Here is a 21,985-nt window from a genome sequence, read left to right on the forward strand (position 1 = left end):
GAGAAGTGTTGTAGGTACGATGAGGATAAGCTTGAATTATACATCTAAAGAATGCTCTAAGATAGGCAACAGCTTATGCTAGCGTAATGAAGAAATAGGAGTTGATTGGGTATGCAATCGTATATTGAGGAAATCTGTCAGAAGCAAGTAGGTGCTGAGCGTGATTATAAGGAAGAGTGGAGTGCGATACGCTATTTGGTCGGTGAGAAGATTTTTGCGATGATCGGTACTAATGGTGAAGGGAAACAAATTGTCACGTTAAAATGTAAGCCTGAGAGAGCAGAGCAGTACCGGTTAGAGTTCGAAAGCGTCATTCCTGGATATTATGTGAATAAGACTCATTGGAATTCGGTTCTCCTTGAAGAATGTGATGTACCCAAAGATGTGATGGAACGTATGATCGAGGAATCCTATGAACTCGTTTTCTCCAAGTTAACGAAGAAGAAAAAAGAACAATTGAAAGCTTGAAAAAAGTTGGGTTTCAAGGTCACTGAAAAAGTACGATTTTAACTTTTTCGGTGGCTTTTGTTTAAAGAAAAGAATTTATAAATATGGCAGTAGAGGAATGTAAAGTCCAATTTCTCGATGCGGTTCCTCATTCCTCTATTTCTCCCGATATTCCCGGTTTCATATCGTTACGGTTTCTCATTCCTCTATGTAAGCAAAATGAGTCCAAAAGGAGCCATAAAAGCCAAAATAGCGGAAGGAGAACTACATTTTCTTCTCAGGAAGCGTTTTTTCTCTTATTTAGAGGAATGAGGATTACCTTTGTTGGTGGGTACTGTGTAAGTAGGTTCGCAAAGGCTGTCGTTCACGCTTGATGCACGCATATATGAGCTAAACCTTATTAACGGCTCCGCACAACGGAACAAAAAAAGACGCTGTAGCGTTTTTCTTAAAAAGCTATAAATGTATAAAATTCGAGGAAGATATGGTGGACACTGCAAAGAGGGTGTTAGAATATTCAAAGGAGAGCATTAGCTTCGCATGTTACACGTCATTCTGAAAGAACCCCGCTTTCAGAATAACTTCAAACCATTGTAACGGCTCTGCACAATGAAAATAAGAAAAGACGCATTCGCGTTTTTCTTATTAATTTTTTCGATTCCCTTTTAGCAATGTGCGAAACGCCTGTTTGAAGAACTTGATACGAGTAAGTTTCTCGTACAGCGCGAGCAACGAGTGGAGCCATTGCTAGTCAAATCAGAGCCTTTATTCGGTCTTTCGAGCATAACTCTTACTGTACCTTTAATGAAATATCCATTATTTTGGTAATTGTGCTATGATGAAGAAGAGGCGTCGTTATTGATTGAGTAGGTGGTTGAAGGAGGAGTACGATTGCTTGAATTTGTGCAAAATCATGAAGAGATGTTTATTATCGCGTATTGTTTCATTCTATTGTGGATCAATATCGACTACTTAAGAGAGCATAAACAAATTAAAGAAGGACTTAAAGGTATTCAATCTGAAGACGAATTAGACTTAAATCCGCATTCTTTTTCAATATTTGTTCTCATTTTTACTTTCAATTTTTTTCGGAGATGGTTTATTTACATAATAGCAGTCTTAGTGACAGAGTCTTTAGTTGTTGCGATCATCACATGCATTTTATTCATTATAAGCTTGTATGATTGTCTATTTCATAATCGGTTAGAAAAAGTGAAAACGTCTAAAATAGCTTTGTATCTTGCGATTATAGATACAGTCCTTATTGCGGTCTTTGTTTGTTACTTATTTATTTAGTTTTAGCATGATTACAGTCTTCAGGCTTGTCAATAATAATCTCGTGTAACGAGGTTTTGACAAGCTTATTTGCATGGGAGACCATTATTGTAGTTGACAATGTGGCAAATGGTGTTATACTGTATATATTGATATAAACACTATAACACTTGAGGTGATTGAAATGATGGATGTATTATGGATGTATGTATTGGTCTTTTTGTTGTCAGCAACACCGCTTATGGAAGCAATTTATATTAGTCCATTTGCTGTATTTGGTGGGCTTGCGTTTGCACCTACAGTTATTCTCGCGATAGCTGGAAATGTACTGACCGTTTTAGTTGTGATCGTCTTTTTTGATAAAATTAGAGAGTGGCGCAAAAGGAAGAAAGGAGAAGAACAATCGAGTAAAAAAGCGGCAAAAGCACAAAGGATTTGGCAAAAGTATGGGTTGCCAGGCTTTGCGTTACTGGCTCCATTTGTGATTGGAAGTCACTTAGTTGCTTTTTTGGGATTAGTATTCGGTGGCACGAAAAAAGCTGTAACAATCTGGATGCTTATTAGTATTTGTGGTTGGAGTGTTATTTTATCCATACTAGCGCTTTTCGGTATTGATATATTAAACATTGAGAATCCTTTCCTTGAACGCTTTTTTACAGAATAGGAGGGTGAGTAATGTGGAAGAATTCAATATGGCTCGTTAAAAAAGAGTTGAAATTTCATAGCGGGTCATTTCTGTTAACAATGATAACAGCAGCCTTTATCGGCTTAATTACGATCCCGCTTTTTGATATGTTTGCTAGACAAGTGTATGGTGGGGAAGACATCATCTATAGCAAATTTATACATGATCTTATTTTTCTAGGGATCTTGCCGTCTTTTTCTACATTGTTTATGTCTGGTCCCTATTTAACGTTTCGAACGATTAAAGAAGACCCTTTTGGGAAAAGAATTGGTTTTTATCGAGCATTACCGATTCCGATTAGTGTCATTGCGTTAAATCGAGTCGTGTTTATGCTATTGACGTTATTGTTGATGTCGATCGTCTTTTATTCTGTGCTTACAATCGGGATAGCAAAGCCGTTATTTCAATATGTTTCTGTTGAGAATTGGTTGATTTTTATCATTGTCTGGTTCGGATATTCGTTACTATTTGGGAGCTTTAACACGTTTGTTGAGTTTGGGACAAATGGGAAGATGCTATATTTGTTTTCATTCGTCTTCCTTTTAATTTATATTGTCTTGATTATTTTGTTCCAGAAAATATTCAATGTTGGTATTGTTGAATGGAGCTTTCGTTTAATTGAAGATTATGGCTGGTTCGCTGCAAGTATTTCCGTTTTAGTTGGGGGAAGCACTTGCATGATCTTTTATCATATTTTGAAGAAACGCCTCTTAACGAGAGACTATGTGTAGGAGGCTGGAGTAATGAAGCTACCAATCGTTGTATCAGAGGATAGTAAGCAGCCGATCTATCATCAAATTGAAATGCAAGTGAAAACGTTAATTGTGAGTGGGCAGCTACCTGCTCATACGTTACTTCCTTCCATTCGAGCACTGTCAAGTGAATTGGCGTGTAGTGTCATTACAACGAGGAGAGCGTATCAAAATCTCGAAAATGATGGGTTTATTAAAACCGTTCAAGGTAAAGGGACGTTTGTAAAAGAATTAGATCATAGTATGAAGCAAAATACGAAGCAAGAAGTTATTCTTTCGGCATTACAGCAAGCCATTGAACAAGCTGAGTTAATGGGGAGTACGAGAGAAGAAATTCGAATAGCATTTGATGAAATTATGAATCAAAAAGGATAGTGTGGTGAGATGATGTTAAAGGTGAATCAATTAACGAAAAGCTATAAATCCTTCTCATTTGGTCCTATTGATATCGAGATAGAGCAAGGTACAATTGTCGCTTTAGTCGGTCCAAACGGATCTGGAAAGAGTACATTTTTCCGTATATTAATGAATCAGGTTCATGAAGATCAAGGGGTTATCACATGGAATGATGAAAATGTAAGATATAAGGAGACTTCTTTCAAACAGGCTGTCGGCTATATGGGAATTGGGTTGTACGAAGTATTTGAACAATTATCCATTAAAGAATTAACATCGTTTGTCTCTCATTGGTACCCGAATTGGATTATGAGTGGTATGAATCGTTAGTAGAGCGCTATGAAATTAATGTGAATGAAAAGTATCGTAATTGTTCAACAGGAACGAAGAAAAAGATTGATTTTATCTTAGCGATTGCACATCACCCATCGTTATTATTGCTTGATGAGCCTTCCTCTGGTGTAGATCTCATTTCACAACGAAAGATGAAGGAAGATTTAATGGATTATATGGAAAGCGGTGCAAGGAGTATTATGATTGCGACTCATCAGCAGGATGAGATTAAGCAATTAAGTGATTATATATGGTTCATGAATAAAGGACAGATACACGATCGCATTGAAAAGGAGGAACTTCAAGAGCGCTGGGCGAGAATATGGATATCCTCATTGCCCAAACAGCTCGAAGACCATCCAAATGTAAAATCGATTAGCTATGCACCGTTACAAATTGTGACCGATCACCTCCCTAATCTAGAAGAAATTCTTCGGGAAAAGGATGTTCAAGTGACCCATAGACAACGATTAGAGTTAGATGAAGTGATGGAGTATTATTTTGAATCCTCCGTTTTGACATAAAGAAAAGGTTTGCTTTCAAATGAAGTCATGAACTTCTTGAAAGCGAGCCTTTTTAATAATACCTTCATATGAATTTTGTGTTTGGTAAAATTAATCTAGTAGCAGGGAGAGTAGTCTAGAGGAAGAATAATAATTGAAGCAGATGTATAGTATCCCGATGATACAATTACTTGGTTGTTTCGAGTTGATTATCTGTATAATCTTTGATTTTCGAAAAAAAAAATTAGACATTTACCTGAGGAGATTGTTAGTACAAGGCTTAATTATATATCTGATAATAGTTCGTCATTTAACAATGGGTTCCATTAGTGTGCCCCAAAAGAAGGGTTTGTCCATGTTCAATGGATGCCATTTAGATTTATTTTTGATTGGACGGTAGCTGCAAATTATGGAAGCTGGCCCGTCAATGTATACTAGGTACTTCAAAATAGGATATTCGGTCTATTCCCAATACTTCGACATTCCTCTATAATTTTATAGGTTAAAATGTAAAATACAGGAGGTAATGATTAAAAATGTTGAAAAAGGTCATGATGGTTTTCGCGTCAGTCATCGTATTAGGGATAGTTTCAGGATGTTCAATCATCCATACCATCAATGGGAATGTTGGGTTAATGGAAGATTATTTAGAGGATACAAATGTGATGACGGATAAGTATGTTGACTTACATGTGAAATCGGAACAATTTTTCGAAACGGCTGAATTTGAAGAGGACATTGTTCTATACACAGAAGAGACATTTATTCCGACTCTTGAGCAATTAGTTGTCGAGTCTGAAGAATATGGCGAACAAATTGACAATGAAAGATTACAAGAAATTCACGAATTATATACTCAATCTTTGCAAATCGAACTAGATGCAGAGTATCAATGGTTACTAGATTTGGATCCTGATCAATATATGGATACGATTCTTGAAGCGAGAGAAATTGATGACCAGTTTAAAGAGCAATTGGAAGGTCTTGCAGGTGATTGGGGAATGGAAATTGAATGGGAGTATTATGACTATTAAGATTTAGAAAAACCACCTCTCTGCGTCGACGTAGAACGAGGTGGTTTTGTATTATTCAACAGTCAAGCTAGATAATACATCATCAATGATTTGCTCATTAGCGATTGGACCTGAATAGAGCCAGCTTGTATCAGGTGAAAATTCGTATACTTGGTTTTGTTGGACTGCAGGGATGTTTTGCCATAATGGATCGTCGAGCATTTCAGAACCATCGCTACTATCACTATTAATTAAAAACAGATGATCAGCATCAAGCTCTACTAATTCTTCTAATGAAATAGCCGACCAGTTTCCAGTAGCCGATTCTGAAACTTTCTCAACTGTTGCTGGAATGGTAATCCTGAGATCATCATATAAGACGGCGCCACTTGATACATGTTTGCTCACAATAAAAAATTGACTGTTTGTGAGCCAAAGTGCAGCTGCTGAATCTGTTCCAATTTGATCAGATAATTGCTCTGCTGCTTTTTGTGCCTTTTCTTCATACGCTTCTAATGTTGCTGTAGCTTCTTCCTCACGATTCAACACGTCCCCAAGTTGAGTAAGTGTTTCGCGCCAGTTGTCATTTGTTGCCTCCGCGACAACATAGGTAGGTGCAATTCTAGCATACTGCTCATATTTCCCTTCAGATACTAAATCGGCTGAACTCATAATTAGTAAATCAGGAGCGAAGCTTGTTACGGCTTCAAAAGGTAAATCAAAAGGAATAGGTTCAACCTCTGTTAAATAGTCTTGTAAGTAATTCTGTACTCCTTCACCATCATGGATAGACCATTGTGCAATAGGTGTTACCCCTAAAGCCACGAGATGATCTTCTAAGTAAGAAGCAATAATGCGTTCGGGGTTAGCAGGTATGTCCACCTCATTTCCAAGCGCATCTGTTAATACATAGTCGTTTGCTGAAGTTTCTTGATCTGCATCCGATGTCGGTTCTTCCTCAGAAGCCTGTTGTTCATTAGCTTCACTACACGCTGAAAGCATGATGAATAAAGATAACATAGCTAATAGTGATGTAATTCTGTGTTTCTTGCTCATTGTATGATTCCCCCTCTATCCAAATGATCCTATTCAACTCTTTATTTTATTTTCATATATTTACAAGCTGTTGTTGATTTTATAGATGTAAATTACTATACTTTAAATATTGAAAATAATTCTCATTATCATAAACTTATATAAAGGATGCGTCAAGATGGAAATAAAGGATCGTAAATCGGAGCTTTCCCCAAGTGAAGAAGTTAAGAATTTAAAGACTCGACCTGTCTTCGCTGTATGTATATTAATAGTTGGTGCCATTGCTCTCGTTTTTGGTATAGCTGTATCAATATCATTCGGTGCGGCTAGTATTGATTTGAAAACGGTTTGGACAGGGGTTTTTCAGTTTAATCCTGATTTGACGGAGCACCAGATTATTCAAGAATTACGATTGCCACGAGCAATAGCAGCTGGATTAGTTGGAGCTTTTTTAGCTGTTTCTGGTGCTATTATGCAAGGGATGACACGGAATCCGTTAGCCTCTCCAAGTATTATGGGGGTAACAGCTGGTTCTGCATTTATGATTGCCATTGCGTTTGCTTTTTTCCCAGCGACTTCCTATCTCGGTTTAATGATTTGGTCGTTTATTGGAGCAGTTGGGGGCTGGGCTTGTTTTTACAATTGGAAGCCTCTCAAGAAGTGGGCTAACACCTGTTAAGCTAGCATTAGCTGGTGCAGCTGTATCGGCGCTATTAAGCTCGATCTCCTCTATGATTGCGATTCATTTCCATGTTGCCCAGGATATTAGCTTTTGGTATGCCGGTGGGGTTGCTGGTGTGCGCTGGTTCAGTGTTCAACTCCTCATTCCGGTTGCGCTCGTTGGTATTACTCTTGCAATTATTCTATCACGTTCGATAACGGTTTTAAGTTTAGGCGAAGATGTAGCAAAGGGGTTAGGACAACGAACGAGACTAGTAAAAGTGTTGGGGACAATTGTTGTTTTACTTTTAACCGGTGCAGCGGTGTCAGTTGCTGGGACAATTGGATTTATAGGACTAGTCATCCCACACATCACTCGTTTCTTAGTAGGAGTTGATTATCGCTGGATTATTCCTTGCTCAGCTTTATTAGGGGCTTTGCTTTTAGTACTTGCAGATTTAGGAGCGCGCATGGTGAATCCACCTTTTGAAACACCAGTAGGAGCGATTACGGCGCTCATTGGTGTGCCTTTTTTCTTTTACCTCGCTCGACGTGAAGGGAGGGGGATGTAATGAAGAGAAATCATATGAAAGAAAAGAGACCTGCTCTTATTATGATTCTTCTAATATGTTTCATAGTGATTTGCTTTTTTGTTAGTTTGAACTTAGGTTACATTAAAATAGGACCGGTTGATGTGATCAAAACATTATTCGGATCAGGTACTGAAAATAATCAGCTCGTATTGTTCGAATTTCGCTTGCCAAGAATGGTTATTGCTCTGCTTATTGGTGCAGGTTTAGGTGTGGCAGGTGCTATCTTACAAGGTGTATCACAGAACGGTTTAGCGGACCCAGGGATTCTAGGAATTAATGCTGGTGCAGGGTTAGCTGTTGTTCTTTTTATTTTCTTTTTTCAAGGCTCTGTTTCAGGACTAGGTACGTTTTCCATTTTTGTGATGCCGATTGCAGCTTTACTCGGTGGATTGTTAGCAGCGTTTCTCATTTACACCCTTGCCTGGAAACAAGGCGTAACAACTGTTAGACTCATTCTTGTCGGAATTGGTGTAAATGCGGCATTTGGTGCGGCACTTCTTATTGTTCAATTAAAGATGAACCCACAAGACTTTATGCAAGCAACGATTTGGCTTTCAGGCAGTATTTGGGGAGCGAATTGGACGTTTGTATTAACGATTTTACCTTGGATTCTCATTTTAATACCAATCGTTATTTACAAAGCACGATACTTGAATGTTCTATCATTAGGGGATCAAGTGGCAACGGGACTCGGGCTGATGTTGAAAAGGAAAGAAGAATACTATTAATTCTTTCTGTCGCTTTAGCGGGCTCTTGCGTAGCGGTTGGTGGTGGAATTTCTTTCTTAGGTCTTGTCGCACCGCATTTAGCTCGTAGGCTTGTCGGACAGAAGTATCATGTTCTCATCCCGACAACGGCACTAATGGGAGCTCTGCTTTTATTAGTGGCTGATACGATAGGACGTAATGCTCTAGCGCCTTCTGAAATACCAGTTGGGCTGGTTGTATCGGCTTTAGGAGCCCCTTATTTTATTTATTTGTTGATTAAGGTGGATTAGGAAGTTATTTCTTCATGTATACAGAGTTTTAATGAGTGTTTTACTGAAAGTGCAAAGCTTTAGTGTGAATAACTGTAAGAGATAATTGAAGACAAAGGCAGAGGTGATGATGACAATTATTTCCTCTGCCTTTCTTTTTACCCAAATTGTATTCCCTGACAGTTTTTTTTGTAGAAAAAATATATTATTTTCACATAGGTCTATTAATAGTCAGCTATATTTCTATAAAAAATGATAGTTAATGAAGAATATCCTACTAATCTGAGAATTGTCTCCTTAAAAATAATGATAAAAAATGATAATTTTATGAAAGCGTTTCCTTTTAGTTGAGGAAGGAGGTTGTTATTAGGAATGGAAGCGAAAAAAGCGAAATAAAAGGAGGAACATGATGAGTAATCGTCGATCCAAGTTACTCAAGCGTTGTTTGATCATTGTTACTACTTTTTTATTGGTGATTCCTGCATCAGTTTTTAATACGGGATTATCAATCCAATCTAATGATTCATCAAGTGTGATGGCAGCAAGCAATCAGACATATATAAATAATTTAAGGGTTGAATACCAGAACAACCCTATCGGAATGGATATAGAGAATCCCCGCTTTAGTTGGGAGATAGCTTCAGGAGTTCGTGGACAACAGCAAACAGCGTATAGGATATTAGTAGCTACGAGCACTGATAACTTAACTCCTGAAAGTGCAGATGTTTGGGATAGTGGAAAAGTCGAGTCGAATGAGTCGGTTGCCGTTCAATATGAAGGAGACGCGTTTCAAGCTTCGACACGCTATTATTGGAAAGTTGCGGTATGGGATAAAGATGGAGACATGATTGAATCATCAGAGGACTCCTTCTTTGAGACGGGCCTATTGAGCACGGATGGAGTAGAAGGCTGGGATGGTGCCCAATGGATTGCTTTAGATGCAACTGAAGAAAATGGAGCACCTATGCTACGTAAGGAAGCATCATTAAATGGAGAGGTAGAAAGTGCACGTTTGTATATTACTGCATTAGGTGTTTATGACGCATATATAAATGGTGAAAAGTTAGGAGTTTTAACTGAAGAAGGAGATACATCCTATGAACTGTTGGCACCAGGGTGGACTTCCTATGATAAAGAAATTAATTATATGACCTATGATGTGACACATTATTTAGAAGGTGAGGAAAATGTTACTATTGGGGCGATGCTAGGGAATGGTTGGTATAACAGTAGGATTTCCTCAGGTGGAGCACCTTATTATAGTAATTCAGGTAATGACCTGGCCCTATTTGCTAAAATGCTAATTACGTATACAGATGGATCAACTGAAAGTATCGTAACAGATACAACTTCTGGATGGAAAGGAACAAATGATAGTCCCTATATATTGGATGATATTTACGACGGTGAAATTTACGATGCAACGAAAGAAATTAATGGGTGGAATGAAACTGGATTTGATGATTCTGAGTGGGATGATGTAAAAGAGCATGGCTATACAGAACAATTTCCGAACGCTATCGTTACGTCTTATAATGGAAAAACAGCACAAATTGTAGATGAACTTGATCAATATCCAATTTCAGTTACTACGTATGATTCTATTGTTAATCAAGAGTCTAGTAGAAATGAAAGAGGAGAAATTGACATTGTTCCGGAGAAATCAGAGAGCGATCCAGAACGAGCTAAAGAGTTTGCACCATCTATTACAGAGGGTGAAACGGTCATATATGATCTTGGACAAAATATGGTAGGTGTCCCTAATATTAATGTGAACGGAGAAGAAGGTACAGAGATTAGAATACGATTCGCTGAAATGTTAAATGATGATAGTAATGGGGCTGACGGACCAGAAGGCTCAATCTATGTTGCTAACCTTAGGGGAGCTCAAGCAAGCGCCTATTATACATTAAACGGTGATGAGGAAGGCGAATCTTACCAAACTTCTCTTTCTTTTTATGGTTTTAGATATGTAGAAGTAACGGTTTTAACGGAAGGAGCTTCTGTTGAAATTGGGAATTTAACAGGTAAAGTTGCTACCTCTGCTGTTGATGTTACGGGTTCATTAGTGACATCTGATCAAGATGTGAATCAACTAATTAGTAATATTGAATGGGGTCAACGTGGTAATTATTTGTGGATACCTATGGACTGCCCACAAAGGAATGAGCGTGCAGGTTGGTTAGGAGATGTACAATTATTTGCAAAAACGGGGTTCTACAACATGGATACTATTAACTTCATGGAACACTTTACTGATAATATGATTAATGCCCAATACGACAATGGTTCATATCCAGTAACAGTTCCACGTTCTCGTTACAGTAGGAATACATCACCAGACTCTGGTTGGTCAGATGCAGGAGTTATTGTTCCATGGACTCATTGGCAAATGACAGGAGATACGACGTTAATTGAAAGAGCATACGAAAGTATGGAAGAGTACATGGATTTGTTATATTCAATGACAGGCGATACTTATCGAGGGCCGGGCAGTACGTATGGGGATTGGTTGTCATTCCAAAGACCTGATGTTAGTGCCATGTCGGGATCTAATCACTATTTACTTAGTGATGCTTTCTACGCATATGATGCTATGCTTATGGCTGAGATGGCAGAAGTTCTTGGTTATTCAGAAGATGTTGAAAAATATAAGACATTATTTGAAAATATTAAGGTAGCCTTTATCGAAAACTATATTGTTATAGATGAAGGAAATTTAACATTGTTAGCAGGTAGTAGAACAACTGGAAACTTATCGAACCCTGGTGAGGACAATGCTCAAACGTCTTTGTTATGGGCATTGAAACTAGGGCTTTATGAAAATGAAGAACAAAAGCAACAGATGGTTGATTTATTGGTAGCTAATATACAAAATACCGATGAATACAAGGCTGCTAATCCAGATAGTGCTAGAGTGGAATTTGCGGAAAATACTTTATCTGTTGGATTCTTAGGAATAAATGTTTTAGGACCTGTGTTAAGTGAAGTTGGACATTCTGACCTAGCGTATACTCTCCTTCTACAGGATGAAATGCCTTCATGGTTATATTCAGTCAAGAGCGGAGCAACAACTATATGGGAAAGGTGGAATTCTTACTCCGTAGAAGATGGATTTGGACCAGCCAGTATGAATTCCTTTAACCATTTTGCATACGGTGCTATTGGTGAATGGATGTACAGTGATATGCTTGGGATTTCTAATGACCCAAGCAACCCAGGATTTAAACATACTATTCTGAAGCCAACTGTAGATACCTATAACCGAATTGATTGGGTGAAAGGTTCATATGACTCGGTATATGGAACAATAGAAAGCGAATGGACAAATCAAGGGAATACGGTTATTTATAAAACAACAGTTCCAGCAAATACGACAGCTACTCTTTATCTAGAAGCCGTTTCAGAAAACATGGTGCTTGAAGGAGATGTGTTAGCATCGAATGCAGAAGGTGTAGAATTCATTAAATTTGAGGATGGAAGAGCTGTATTTGAACTTCAATCAGGTAGCTATGAATTCCATTCTGTCATTAACGGTGAGGAAATTAAATCTATTGAATTGTTGAAAGGATTACTAGAAAGCTATATTGACTCTAGTGAAGTAACAAAACCACTTTCAAGACAATTAACAAACAGCTTAAATCAAGTACAGCACCATCTTAATCGAGGTGCATATAAACAAGCAGAGCATCACTTGAATAACTTCTTAAAACATTTAAATAATAAAGACGAACTATCTGAGACTGTAAAAGCTCATTTGTTAATTGGTGCACGATCACTTGAGGTCTTTTGGTAAAATGAAAGAGACATTGCATGACTAAAAGAGGTCGGGGATAATTTTGTAAATGAAAAAGTGGCACACACCTTAATTCATTGGGTGAGTGCCACTTTTATTATTACACTATGTTTCTAAGGGTACCGTTTGAAAACGTTAAGTTATAGGCTCGTTACTATTTCATAGGTTCCAGAACCAACTGTGACCACGGTGTCTTTTCCTTGATTAGTTACTAAAAGCACTCCTTCTATATTTTCTGGATTTTGTTGGTCTATTTTTATATGGTCACGGTCTACATTTAATAGATGAATGCTTGCTGTCGTATTGACTGGAATCGTAACTTCTAATTCTATGCCAGTGTTTGTTTTTTTCCATGCACTGCGAATCTGACCATACATTGACTCTAATTTTGCTTCGACATAGTCTAGCCCATCACCGGTGTAAGGCTTAATCATAAATTTCTTAAATCCAGGTATTTGTTCATCAAGTTCAAGGCCGGCTACTTTACGATATAACCAATCACCAATTGCACCATATGCATAGTGATTAAATGAGTTCATATTTGTGCTCCAAAACGAACCGTCTTCTTTAATTCCATCCCAATGCTCCCAAATGGTTGTGGCCCCTTTAGTGACTTGATATAGCCAAGAAGGATAATCTTGTTGGAACAATAGTTTATAAGCAGCGTCATTCATACCATTTTCTGTTAACACATGATTGAGGTAAGGAGTACCGACAAATCCAGTTGTTAAATGATGATCGCTTTCTTCTAACAATTCTTGTAGCTTGCAAACGGCGCGTTCTTTTCCTTTGTTATCCACTAAGTCAAACATTAATGCTAACAACTGTGCCGTCTGCGTCGGAACAGCTAGTCTACCATTTGGCGTGACATATTCATTTGTAAACGCTTTAATAATATGATCTTCAAGACTAGAAAAATAGTGGTAATCTTCATCTTTGCCAAGTATTTTAGCCGCTTTTCGAACTAGCGATGTTGAATAAGCAAAGAAGGCAGTTGCGATATAAGGGCGATCTGTTGCCCCAATATAACTATCAGGCTTCGCATCTAATGCTAACCAATCGCCAAAGTGGAATCCTGTATTCCATAAATAAGCGTTTGTACCTTGTGATTTAATATATTCAACCCAAGCTTTCATACTATCATACTGCTCAGCGAGAATTCTTTCATCACCATAAGCGATATATAACGTCCATGGACAAATAACGGTTGCATCTCCCCATGCAGCTGATCCATAAGGTTTGTGAGTAGTCGTATCTTCAGGCTCTTTCATATCCTCAATAAGAACATTTGGAACCACAAATGGGATACTACCATCTTCTAGTTGCTCAGCTTTTAAATCACGTAACCACTTTTTGAAAAATGGAGCTACATTGGCTAAGTAACTGGCCGTTCGTATAAACATTTGTGCATCACCTGTCCAGCCTAATCGTTCATCACGTTGTGGACAGTCTGTAGGTACATCTAAGAAATTGCCCTTTAATCCCCATCTAATATTACTTTGCAACTGGTTTACTAAAGGGTCGGAACATGTGAAGTCTCCTGTAAATTCCATATCAGAATGTAAAACAACAGCACGGAAATTAGTTAAATCTAATTGGTTATCATGAAAACCGATTAATTGTACATAGCGAAAACCTTGGAATGTAAAATGTGGTTCAAAGGATTCTTTGTCGTCACCCTTTATAATAAATGTATTTGTTTGTTTTGCTGTTCTTAAGTTGTCGATATAAAAATTACCGTCCCCATCTAATATTTCAGCATGTTTAATGACAAGTTTTTGACCGGCTTCACCTTCAATATCAAAAGCAACCCAACCGACTAAATTTTGCCCAAAATCAATGACAACTTCACCATTGGGTGTTTGAATTAATTTTTGAGGTCGTACCGTTTCAATTTTTCGCACAGGTTCGTTCTCCTGGGCAACTAAAATATCTTTAGGGTGATCAATTGTTTCAACTACTTGCCAATCACTTGTTGTCGCTGTAGCATCAAACGTTTCACCGTGGTAGATTTCAGACATTTGTAGAGCGCTTGCTGTAACTTGCCAAGAATTATTAGTTCCGATCATTTCCTCAGAGCCGTCTGTATATTCAATATGAAGCTGGGCTAACAATGCTAACCGATCGCCAAAAATATCACGAGCACCTACCCAGCCAAGGTTTCCTTTATACCAACCATTTCCTAATAATGCCGTCCATTCTATTTCTCCTGCAACTAACTTATCAGTCACATCGTATGTTTGGTATTGTAACCTTGATTCATAATGAGTCCAACCTGGAGTGAAATAATCATCGCCAACTCTTTCACCATTTAATTTTAATTCATATAAACCTAATGCTGTTGCATATAGGCGAGCTCGAGTGACTTTCTTTGATACATGAAATGTTTTCTTAAATTCAGGACAAGGCTCTCCGTTAATTGTAATGGGGGGATGATCCAATTCGCCTGCCATTCATTTGCAGTTAATAAGCCCATCTCGAAATAAGCAATGTCGGACCAGGAAGACATATTCGATTTTTGATCGGTTACTCTAACACGAACATAATAGCGTTTCCTTGACACTAGTTGAATGTCGGTTAAAGTAATATGGAGGTTTTTATCAGAAATAACCTCATTTGAATCCCATATAATGGACGAGAAGTCATCATCAGCTGCTATTTGTAGCTGATAGCTCATTTGTCGAACATGTCTCTCTTCAGATGTTAGTTTCCAACTAATTCTCGGTTCTAGGACATCGAGACCTACTGGATTTTTTAGGTACTCACACCTTACATCGTAAACTTGTATCATAAATTTTTTCCTCCTTTAATACTGTCATTACCCTTTCACTGCTCCAGAAGTCATACCTGCAACAATCTTCTCGCTAAAGATTAAAAACAAGATGAAAGGAGGTATTGTAATTAGTAACACATTAGCAAATAGCAAATTCCAGTCTGTATTATACATACTCATAAAGTTATATAACGTTAATTGTACAGTTGCATTTTCTGAGCCTGGGAAAAAATACAACGGATGAACGAAATCATTAAAGATTTGTACAGCATTTAAGATAATAACGGTGGAATGAATAGGCATTAACATCGGAAAAATAATGTTAAAGAACAATCTAAAACCACCACATCCATCAATAATCGCAGCTTCATCAATATCTTTGGGAATTGTAGCAATAAAGCCTGTGTATAAAATAATAGAAAATGGAATGGAAATTGCAACCATGACCAAAATAATACCTGGAAATGTTTTGAATAGATGAAATTGTTCTAATACCCAAATAGTAGGGACGACAGCAGGTGGAATCATTAGCCCTGCTAAAAAGGTTGAGCCGATGATACTCACTAATCTTCCCTTGCGACGGTGTAAAACAAAACCAGCCATCGAACAAATGATTAGCAAAATGAAAATAGAAGTCACTGTAATGACCGTACTATTGAAGAATGCTAAGAGCAACATCCCATCTCTAGCGGCTAATACTTCTTGAATATTTTCAATGATACGAAATTCTGAAGGCCATGCAATCGATAGTTGAGCCGCTTCGGATCTCGTTTTCATCGCATTCACAATAATAAAATAAAATGGAATGATAAACACGCAAGCACATATTAGCACGAGAGATGATTCAACAATGATTTGAACTATATTTCGCTTTCTCTTACCATTGTTTAACTTTGATTGTCGCATCATAGGTTCACCTCTTTTCTATTTAAATACCTAAAGATTGGATAGACGATGACAGCAACCATTAGGAATAGAATGACGTTCCCAGCCGTTGAAAGGCCATAGAACCCTGCTTGATATTGTTTGTAGATAATCGAAGCAATTAAGTCAGAACTAAATCCAGGTCCCCCACCGGTCATGGCCCAAACAAGATCGAATGTACGAAGTCCACCAATTAAAGCCAAAATAATTACGGCATTTATGGCTGGTCTTGAAAGGGGTAAAGTAATATGCCAAAAAGCATTTACTTTATTTCCTCCATCTACTTGATGTGCTTCATAATAATCTTTCGGAATTGACATCATCCCAGCAATGAAAATAACCGTAGCTATGCCTACTCCTTTCCAAACATCAACTAATGCAACAGAATAGATAGCTAAATTTGGATTCCCTAACCAATCCGGGCCATTAATCCCTATAAAGGCAAGAGATTGATTAATTAACCCTTGCGATGGATGCATTAACACACTAAATGCGATACCGACTGCAATAGTACTTACTAAAACTGGGAAAAATACAGTGGAACGGATGAGTCGTTTCGTTTTTATTTGTGATGTTAAAAATACAGCAAAAAGCAATCCGAATACGACCTTTAATCCTGCTGTTAAAAAAGCAAAGACAAATGTATTTTTGAAACCGATCATTAGAGAAGATTCTTCAAAAAACATTCTAAAATTTGTTAGGCCAATCCATTCCCAATCTGTTAATGTCCATCGTGTGAAACTAAAGAAAAAAGACACAGCAGTTGGGTATAAAAATAATAAAGCATATATAAGACCAGCAGGAATTAACAAAGCATAGCTATATACTTTATTTATTTTCATTGTTCTCTCCCCCTTATTTCTTAATAGAAAAGCCCTGTTAAAAAAGCAATATAACAGGGCTTATTCTATATTTAATCAAAAAACCTTATTCCCAACCTTCTAAATTTAACTGTTGTGCTTGTCTTTCGACATCACGATCATAATTTGTGGCAGCTTCTTCAGGTGTTACCATCCCTAATCCAACTTCTACTGTAATTTGTTCTAAATTTGGCCCTTTAAGAGGGGAAATAAATTCAAGTGCAGGTGCTGCTTTCCCTTCATCAATGTAGGGAACCATTTCTTTTACCGCCTCGTATGAATCTTCAGGTAAATCAACACCTGACACCATGTAAGGACCATCAGCTTGCATAACAGACATATACGTTGTTAAACCTTCTTCAGATACGAAATATTCAATCCATTGCTTTGCTTCTTCCGCATGCTCTGAATCTTTATTAACATAGATTCCATCTGGTAACCATAACGTAATACCATGATTATCAGGATCGTCTCCAGGTAGTCCGAAGAAACCTATATTTTCAATTTCATCTGGAAAAGTATTTCTAATCTCAGCTAAAGGAAATGTATGCATTGGATAATGTGCAGCTTCACCATTGGCTAGCATAGCTAGTGCATCCTCGTAACCTGTCGAAGATTGCTCATTATTAAAATGCCCTCGCTGTAATAATTCTTGTAACTTCTCAAAGCTTCTTAATGCAAGTGGAGTGTCTGCAATTTTAGCTTCATTATTTGTAAAATTGTTTGCAAAATCAGGATCTACTGAATGAATGTTGTAATAATCTGCTAAAAATAAGAGCTGAGATGTCCATGTATCACGATAAGATGCTATTACAGGTGTAATACCGGCTTCGCTAATGATATCGTTATTTTCTAAAAATTCATCCCAAGTTGTCGGAACTTCTAAGCCTAACTCTTCATAAACGGCTCTGTTATAGAGCAATCCCCCTGCTGCAGCACTTGTTGACGGGATACCATAAATAGCATCTCCTACCGAAACAGCTTCGGTATATACATCTTCTAAATTATGAGTGAATTCTTCACCAGATAGATCTACGAAGTATTCTTCTGGATTTAATGCTTTAAAGAGTGAGCCGGAATTATAGGCAAGTAAATCTGTCATATCGCCAGTTGCTAACCTCGTTTTGACAAGGTTATCACCTTCTGATCCACCTGGTCTTAATTCAATATCGGTTTTAATATTGTATAACTCTTCAATTTCTGCTGCTACAGCTTCAATCCCATCTAATACGGTTTGATTACCAACTAAAAGTGAAAGTGTCACGGGTTCATTTGATTCTGTTTCACTGTCATTATCACCTGAAGCACCTGTGTCTGAATCATTGTCACCACACGCTGCCATAGATAATAGTAATAAGACTGCTACACCTAACAACCACTGATTTTTTAATAAAGTCATTTTCTTACCCCCTTATTTTTTCTTACACCTTTATTTTAAAAGCGCTTACAACGATAAAAAACCTATCTATTTCACAAAAACAGGGGGGGATTTTTACAAATCCCTCCCATCCGATTCGTGCGCATCACTTACTTTTTATATGCTCCTTATACAATTTAGGAGTCATTCCGGTCATTTTTTTAAATACCTCTCTAAAATGTTTAGGGTCATGATAACCAACTAATTCTCCGACCTCAGCTGTACGTGTTAATCCACTTTCAAATAATTCTTTTGCTTTCTCAATGCGTACTTGAGATAAGTATTCAGAAAATGTACAATTTGTTTGTCTTTTGAATTCTTGTGATAAATAGCTTAAACTGACATGATGATCTTCTGCAAATTGTTGAAATGTAATACTATTGGCATAATCGTATTCAATCCATTTTTTAATTTTAGGAATAAGATGCTTTGGCGCACTATCATCAATATGAATGTATGATTCAATGTTACGTAGCATATTCGTTATCCACTTTTCCAACTCGGCATATGTAGAAAGGCGATTTAGACTGTCAAGCTGAAGGTCAACATCAAATTGAATTTTAATATTCATCGCTTTTTCTAAATTAAGGGCTAATGCATAATACATATCAATTAAAAATTGAAACAGTTGTTGCTGTGAAATCTTTAAGAGTGTTATTTTACTCATTAATTGTTGAATTTGCTGTTCAGCTGAGCCAAACTGACCAGCTTTTAATTGCTTTTCCAATAAACGAACAATATCCCATACAGGAGTTAATGATGGATCTTCTTGTTGATTTTGTTCATTTACAAAGCTCGAATGGCCAAAATGCTTATGTTGTTCCAACATTTGATGCACTTTCAGGAAACCGTGATTTAATGTTTCTTTTTCAGATTTATTGTATATAGCCATATGGATCTGTGAAAAGGAAGCCAGTTCTTTATATAATGAACGTAGGGAGTGATCTTCTTGAAAGTGATTTAGAATGATCAACTTTCTACGTTCATCTATTGATAAATAGTAGTCATTTCTATTTATAAAAGATTCTACTTTACTTTTGAGCAATTGCTGATCAATATTTGGAGGTGTTTTCCAATTTTTAGACAATAAATAAATGATGGTCAAAGATTGCCGTTCTAAATGTTGATCTTCTTCATCAACATGTTCAGATGATTTAAAAAGTAAATTTCGAATCGACCATTCTTGTTTGTTTTCTTCATCTTTTTGTTTTTCTTGGATTTTCACTAAAACTCTATCGATCGTTTCAAATAATAACTCTTTTCTTATCGGCTTTAATATATAGTCTGCAACACCTAGCTTGATCCCGCTTTTCGCATAGTCAAATGTGTCATGAACAGTTAAGAGGACACATTCAATTTGGTCGTCGATTTTCTTTACGTGGCTGACAAAATCAAGGCCACTCATCCCTGGCATTGTAATGTCTGTTATGACTAAGTCTGGTTTTTCTTTTTTTAATGCGTCAACAGCAGAGAGTGCATTTTCAAAATAAGAGATGGAGTGATTTGATTCATATGCTTTTAATAATGTTTGTAGTTCTGCTAAAGCCCAGTATTCATCTTCTATAATAAAAATATTCATCATTTTGATCCTTTCCTATTAAATGGTAATTGAATCGTTACTTTTGTACCTTCATTTTCTTTGCTCACTACTTGTAGTTGATAGCGAGCCCCGTACATGAGACGTAATCGTTGAGATACGTTTGTTAACCCAACGCCTGAATCATTTGTTTCAATGATCTTTCGATTAAGTTGTCTATTTAAAAGTTGTAATTTATCTTCTGAGATACCAGCTCCATTATCAATAACAGTAATATATATGGTTTGTTCTTTTTGGAAGGCTGTTATCGTGACGAGACCATTTTCTTGAATATCTTTCAATCCATGGTTTACAGCATTTTCAACTAATGGCTGAATCATTAACTTCGGTATACTTGCTTGTTTAACTTGTTCCGTCATATTGACTTGGAGACGATAACGGTTTCGGAAGCGGTGCTGCTGGATGCGCATATAATTCTCTATATGGTTAATTTCTTCGAGCAAGGTCACTTCTTTGTCTAAATCTTTCATTGAATATTTAAATAGATCTGATAATGCCTCTGAAATCTCTGCTACTTCCTCCACACCTTTCACACGACTAATGGACTTCATAATATTCAATGTATTGTAAAGAAAATGTGGATTAATTTGTGATTGAAGGGCGGATATTTTTGCATTCTTTTCTGTAATACTTGATTCGTAAACTTCCGAAATAAGTTTGTGAATACTATTTAACATATTGTTATAAACCTTACTAAAACATCGATTTCAGGGTTTTGGGTTTCTTTCATATGAGCGGATAGATTTCCTCGTTCCACTCGTTTCATTTTATTCATTAGTTTGGCAAAAGGACGTGTGATTCCATAGGATAAATAATAAGAAATTAAGGCAATGATTGTAATTGTTATAACACCTGTTATAACTACGAAAAATAAGATTTGCTTTTGTTCAAAAACGATAAAATCGTTTTCAATTAAAACGAGCATATTCCAATTTGTAAAATCAGAATAGTTATCTGTATAAAGGAAGCGCGATGATTGCCAGTTGATGACGCCATCATTTAAATGTTGACTACTGTTAATGGCTGTTGCTAATTCTTGAGATTGTTGTCCTATTAGTTGATTATTTTGATCATAGATCACATTCATATCGTCATCAACAACTATAACACGCATATGTTCTTCTAATTCTTCTACATTTTCAATTTCTAACAATTCCTCAAAAACGGTTAAATCAATATCAATTTTAATGGAACCGATCTTGTTACGTTGCGGAATTTCATACACATGTCTCACGAGTGAGACAATATGCTCTACCCCTTCATCTGGTGGAGAAGGGGTGGTTGTTGGTAATAACGTAAAATCAATCTTATCCATTTCATTTAATTGAAGCATCCATTCGTGTGGTTGAGTGTCATATCGAATTGACAAATTACGGTGATTTCTATAATCAAATACTGTACCGGTATTTGTATATAACTCAACACCTACGACCCAATCATGTGGATATACGAAAGTGAATAATCGAGGGTATAAAACATTTCGTATAGTAATGTCATTATAAAGGATACTTTCTTCATAATTTGACAAAGTTGTTTGAATAGTAGAGTCGGTAAAAATGGCCATAGACAGGCGTTCGATATCTTCAAAATACATATCAATTGTTCGAGAAAACTGAGTTGTCAAAACTTTCGACATGGACTGTGTTTGGTTTTTCATCTCATTAACATTTGTTACATACATCAACACACCAATAACAGTAATGACAATAACGTATGTAAAGGCAAAAGTAATAAAAATTTTATTTTTTATCGTTAATTTATGAAAGAAGCTTTTCATTAGGTCACCCCTTATTATGTGAAACGTAAATTTGTTTATAACTCCACTTCACGTTGTTTAAGAAAATCCTCAAATTATAACTTCTAACGTGACGTTATATAATAGCGGTTTCATATCGTGGTAGATAGAACTATAAGGTATTCCATTAAAGCTCCTTTATTAAGACTTGATTA

At 36.8% G+C, this 21,985-nt stretch carries 18 protein-coding genes and 2 pseudogenes; 11 read left to right on the forward strand and 9 right to left on the reverse strand.

Going from position 1 to position 21,985, the window contains the following annotated elements; translation table 11 throughout:
- Window positions 1-111 precede the first annotated feature (111 nt).
- The 8 genes from JCM9152_RS00640 to JCM9152_RS00675 all read left to right on the forward strand — a co-directional run bounded on the left by JCM9152_RS00640 (window position 112) and on the right by JCM9152_RS00675 (window position 5,425).
- Window positions 112-468: an MmcQ/YjbR family DNA-binding protein gene (locus JCM9152_RS00640; RefSeq protein ID WP_035339768.1), complete on the forward strand. Its 357-nt coding sequence runs from the start codon at window positions 112-114 to the stop codon at window positions 466-468.
- Between the two features lie 870 nt (window positions 469-1,338).
- Window positions 1,339-1,743: a hypothetical protein gene (locus JCM9152_RS00645; protein WP_035339770.1), complete on the forward strand. Its 405-nt coding sequence runs from the start codon at window positions 1,339-1,341 to the stop codon at window positions 1,741-1,743.
- A gap of 166 nt (window positions 1,744-1,909) precedes the next feature.
- Window positions 1,910-2,386, forward strand: coding sequence for a small multi-drug export protein (locus JCM9152_RS00650; protein ID WP_235715583.1), 477 nt, complete (start codon window positions 1,910-1,912; stop codon window positions 2,384-2,386).
- An 11-nt stretch (window positions 2,387-2,397) separates the two neighbouring features.
- Window positions 2,398-3,138: a hypothetical protein gene (locus JCM9152_RS00655; protein WP_035339772.1), complete on the forward strand. Its 741-nt coding sequence runs from the start codon at window positions 2,398-2,400 to the stop codon at window positions 3,136-3,138.
- A gap of 12 nt (window positions 3,139-3,150) precedes the next feature.
- Entirely contained in the window at window positions 3,151-3,534 is a 384-nt protein-coding gene (locus JCM9152_RS00660) for a GntR family transcriptional regulator (RefSeq protein ID WP_035339774.1), read from the forward strand.
- A 12-nt stretch (window positions 3,535-3,546) separates the two neighbouring features.
- Complete coding sequence (locus tag JCM9152_RS00665; protein WP_158318420.1) at window positions 3,547-3,885, forward strand: ATP-binding cassette domain-containing protein; 339 nt, start codon at window positions 3,547-3,549, stop codon at window positions 3,883-3,885.
- Window positions 3,858-4,412, forward strand: a complete 555-nt coding sequence (locus tag JCM9152_RS00670; RefSeq protein ID WP_035339778.1) for an ATP-binding cassette domain-containing protein — start codon at window positions 3,858-3,860, stop codon at window positions 4,410-4,412. The genes JCM9152_RS00665 and JCM9152_RS00670 overlap by 28 nt, the downstream gene beginning before the upstream one ends.
- Before the next feature lie 515 nt (window positions 4,413-4,927).
- Window positions 4,928-5,425, forward strand: coding sequence for a hypothetical protein (locus JCM9152_RS00675; protein WP_035339780.1), 498 nt, complete (start codon window positions 4,928-4,930; stop codon window positions 5,423-5,425).
- Window positions 5,426-5,476: 51 nt separating this feature from the next.
- Here the strand turns inward: JCM9152_RS00675 and JCM9152_RS00680 are convergent, their stop codons facing one another.
- On the reverse strand, window positions 5,477-6,460 hold the full coding sequence (locus JCM9152_RS00680) for an ABC transporter substrate-binding protein (RefSeq protein WP_035339782.1): 984 nt from the start codon (window positions 6,458-6,460) through the stop codon (window positions 5,477-5,479).
- A 157-nt stretch (window positions 6,461-6,617) separates the two neighbouring features.
- Between JCM9152_RS00680 and JCM9152_RS00685 the strand changes: the two are divergent.
- The 3 genes and pseudogenes from JCM9152_RS00685 to JCM9152_RS00695 all read left to right on the forward strand — a co-directional run bounded on the left by JCM9152_RS00685 (window position 6,618) and on the right by JCM9152_RS00695 (window position 12,464).
- Window positions 6,618-7,671: pseudogene (locus tag JCM9152_RS00685) on the forward strand (FecCD family ABC transporter permease).
- Window positions 7,671-8,689, forward strand: a pseudogene (locus JCM9152_RS00690) (FecCD family ABC transporter permease). Before JCM9152_RS00685 ends, JCM9152_RS00690 begins: the two co-directional pseudogenes overlap by 1 nt.
- 388 nt (window positions 8,690-9,077) lie before the next feature.
- The gene (locus JCM9152_RS00695; RefSeq protein ID WP_148296407.1) at window positions 9,078-12,464 is read left to right on the forward strand and encodes an alpha-L-rhamnosidase; all 3,387 of its coding nucleotides are present in this window, start codon (window positions 9,078-9,080) and stop codon (window positions 12,462-12,464) included.
- 140 nt (window positions 12,465-12,604) lie between these two features.
- Here JCM9152_RS00695 and JCM9152_RS00700 read toward each other — a convergent pair whose 3' ends face one another.
- The 8 genes from JCM9152_RS00700 to JCM9152_RS00730 all read right to left on the reverse strand — a co-directional run bounded on the left by JCM9152_RS00700 (window position 12,605) and on the right by JCM9152_RS00730 (window position 21,812).
- A complete protein-coding gene (locus JCM9152_RS00700) occupies window positions 12,605-14,905 on the reverse strand; it encodes an alpha-L-rhamnosidase (protein WP_235715587.1) in 2,301 nt (766 codons plus the stop codon).
- Window positions 14,797-15,255 (reverse strand): glycoside hydrolase family 78 protein, encoded by a 459-nt coding sequence (locus tag JCM9152_RS23040; RefSeq protein ID WP_235715584.1) that lies wholly within the window; start codon window positions 15,253-15,255, stop codon window positions 14,797-14,799. Before JCM9152_RS23040 ends, JCM9152_RS00700 begins: the two co-directional genes overlap by 109 nt.
- Before the next feature lie 27 nt (window positions 15,256-15,282).
- Window positions 15,283-16,143 (reverse strand): carbohydrate ABC transporter permease, encoded by an 861-nt coding sequence (locus JCM9152_RS00705; RefSeq protein ID WP_052015448.1) that lies wholly within the window; start codon window positions 16,141-16,143, stop codon window positions 15,283-15,285.
- The gene (locus JCM9152_RS00710) at window positions 16,143-17,003 is read right to left on the reverse strand and encodes a carbohydrate ABC transporter permease (protein ID WP_035339783.1); all 861 of its coding nucleotides are present in this window, start codon (window positions 17,001-17,003) and stop codon (window positions 16,143-16,145) included. The genes JCM9152_RS00705 and JCM9152_RS00710 overlap by 1 nt, the downstream gene beginning before the upstream one ends.
- Before the next feature lie 85 nt (window positions 17,004-17,088).
- Window positions 17,089-18,420, reverse strand: a complete 1,332-nt coding sequence (locus tag JCM9152_RS00715; protein WP_035339785.1) for an ABC transporter substrate-binding protein — start codon at window positions 18,418-18,420, stop codon at window positions 17,089-17,091.
- Window positions 18,421-18,544: 124 nt separating this feature from the next.
- Complete coding sequence (locus JCM9152_RS00720) at window positions 18,545-20,020, reverse strand: response regulator transcription factor (protein WP_035339787.1); 1,476 nt, start codon at window positions 20,018-20,020, stop codon at window positions 18,545-18,547.
- Window positions 20,017-20,712 carry a sensor histidine kinase gene (locus tag JCM9152_RS00725; RefSeq protein ID WP_052015433.1) on the reverse strand — a complete coding sequence of 232 codons (696 nt, stop codon included), beginning with the start codon at window positions 20,710-20,712 and terminating at the stop codon, window positions 20,017-20,019. The genes JCM9152_RS00720 and JCM9152_RS00725 overlap by 4 nt, the downstream gene beginning before the upstream one ends.
- Window positions 20,706-21,812: a HAMP domain-containing protein gene (locus tag JCM9152_RS00730; RefSeq protein WP_035339789.1), complete on the reverse strand. Its 1,107-nt coding sequence runs from the start codon at window positions 21,810-21,812 to the stop codon at window positions 20,706-20,708. The genes JCM9152_RS00725 and JCM9152_RS00730 overlap by 7 nt, the downstream gene beginning before the upstream one ends.
- Window positions 21,813-21,985: the final 173 nt, after the last annotated feature.

Origin of the sequence: Halalkalibacter hemicellulosilyticusJCM 9152 (genome assembly GCF_000513115.1) — a bacterium.
GTDB lineage: Bacteria > Bacillota > Bacilli > Bacillales > Bacillaceae_D > Halalkalibacter > Halalkalibacter hemicellulosilyticus.

Bases quoted from the DNA above. Each gene is read 5' to 3' on its own strand.
- JCM9152_RS00640 (WP_035339768.1), top strand. From the start codon at position 112: ATGCAATCGTATATTGAGGAAATCTGTCAGAAGCAAGTAGGTGCTGAG.
- JCM9152_RS00710 (WP_035339783.1), bottom strand. From the start codon at position 17,003: ATGAAAATAAATAAAGTATATAGCTATGCTTTGTTAATTCCTGCTGGT.
- JCM9152_RS00695 (WP_148296407.1), top strand. From the start codon at position 9,078: ATGAGTAATCGTCGATCCAAGTTACTCAAGCGTTGTTTGATCATTGTT.
- JCM9152_RS00675 (WP_035339780.1), top strand. From the start codon at position 4,928: ATGTTGAAAAAGGTCATGATGGTTTTCGCGTCAGTCATCGTATTAGGG.
- JCM9152_RS00720 (WP_035339787.1), bottom strand. From the start codon at position 20,020: ATGATGAATATTTTTATTATAGAAGATGAATACTGGGCTTTAGCAGAA.
- JCM9152_RS00680 (WP_035339782.1), bottom strand. From the start codon at position 6,460: ATGAGCAAGAAACACAGAATTACATCACTATTAGCTATGTTATCTTTA.
- JCM9152_RS00705 (WP_052015448.1), bottom strand. From the start codon at position 16,143: ATGCGACAATCAAAGTTAAACAATGGTAAGAGAAAGCGAAATATAGTT.
- JCM9152_RS00730 (WP_035339789.1), bottom strand. From the start codon at position 21,812: ATGAAAAGCTTCTTTCATAAATTAACGATAAAAAATAAAATTTTTATT.
- JCM9152_RS00660 (WP_035339774.1), top strand. From the start codon at position 3,151: ATGAAGCTACCAATCGTTGTATCAGAGGATAGTAAGCAGCCGATCTAT.
- JCM9152_RS23040 (WP_235715584.1), bottom strand. From the start codon at position 15,255: ATGATACAAGTTTACGATGTAAGGTGTGAGTACCTAAAAAATCCAGTA.
- JCM9152_RS00715 (WP_035339785.1), bottom strand. From the start codon at position 18,420: ATGACTTTATTAAAAAATCAGTGGTTGTTAGGTGTAGCAGTCTTATTA.
- JCM9152_RS00655 (WP_035339772.1), top strand. From the start codon at position 2,398: ATGTGGAAGAATTCAATATGGCTCGTTAAAAAAGAGTTGAAATTTCAT.
- JCM9152_RS00665 (WP_158318420.1), top strand. From the start codon at position 3,547: ATGTTAAAGGTGAATCAATTAACGAAAAGCTATAAATCCTTCTCATTT.
- JCM9152_RS00650 (WP_235715583.1), top strand. From the start codon at position 1,910: ATGGATGTATTATGGATGTATGTATTGGTCTTTTTGTTGTCAGCAACA.
- JCM9152_RS00725 (WP_052015433.1), bottom strand. From the start codon at position 20,712: ATGTTAAATAGTATTCACAAACTTATTTCGGAAGTTTACGAATCAAGT.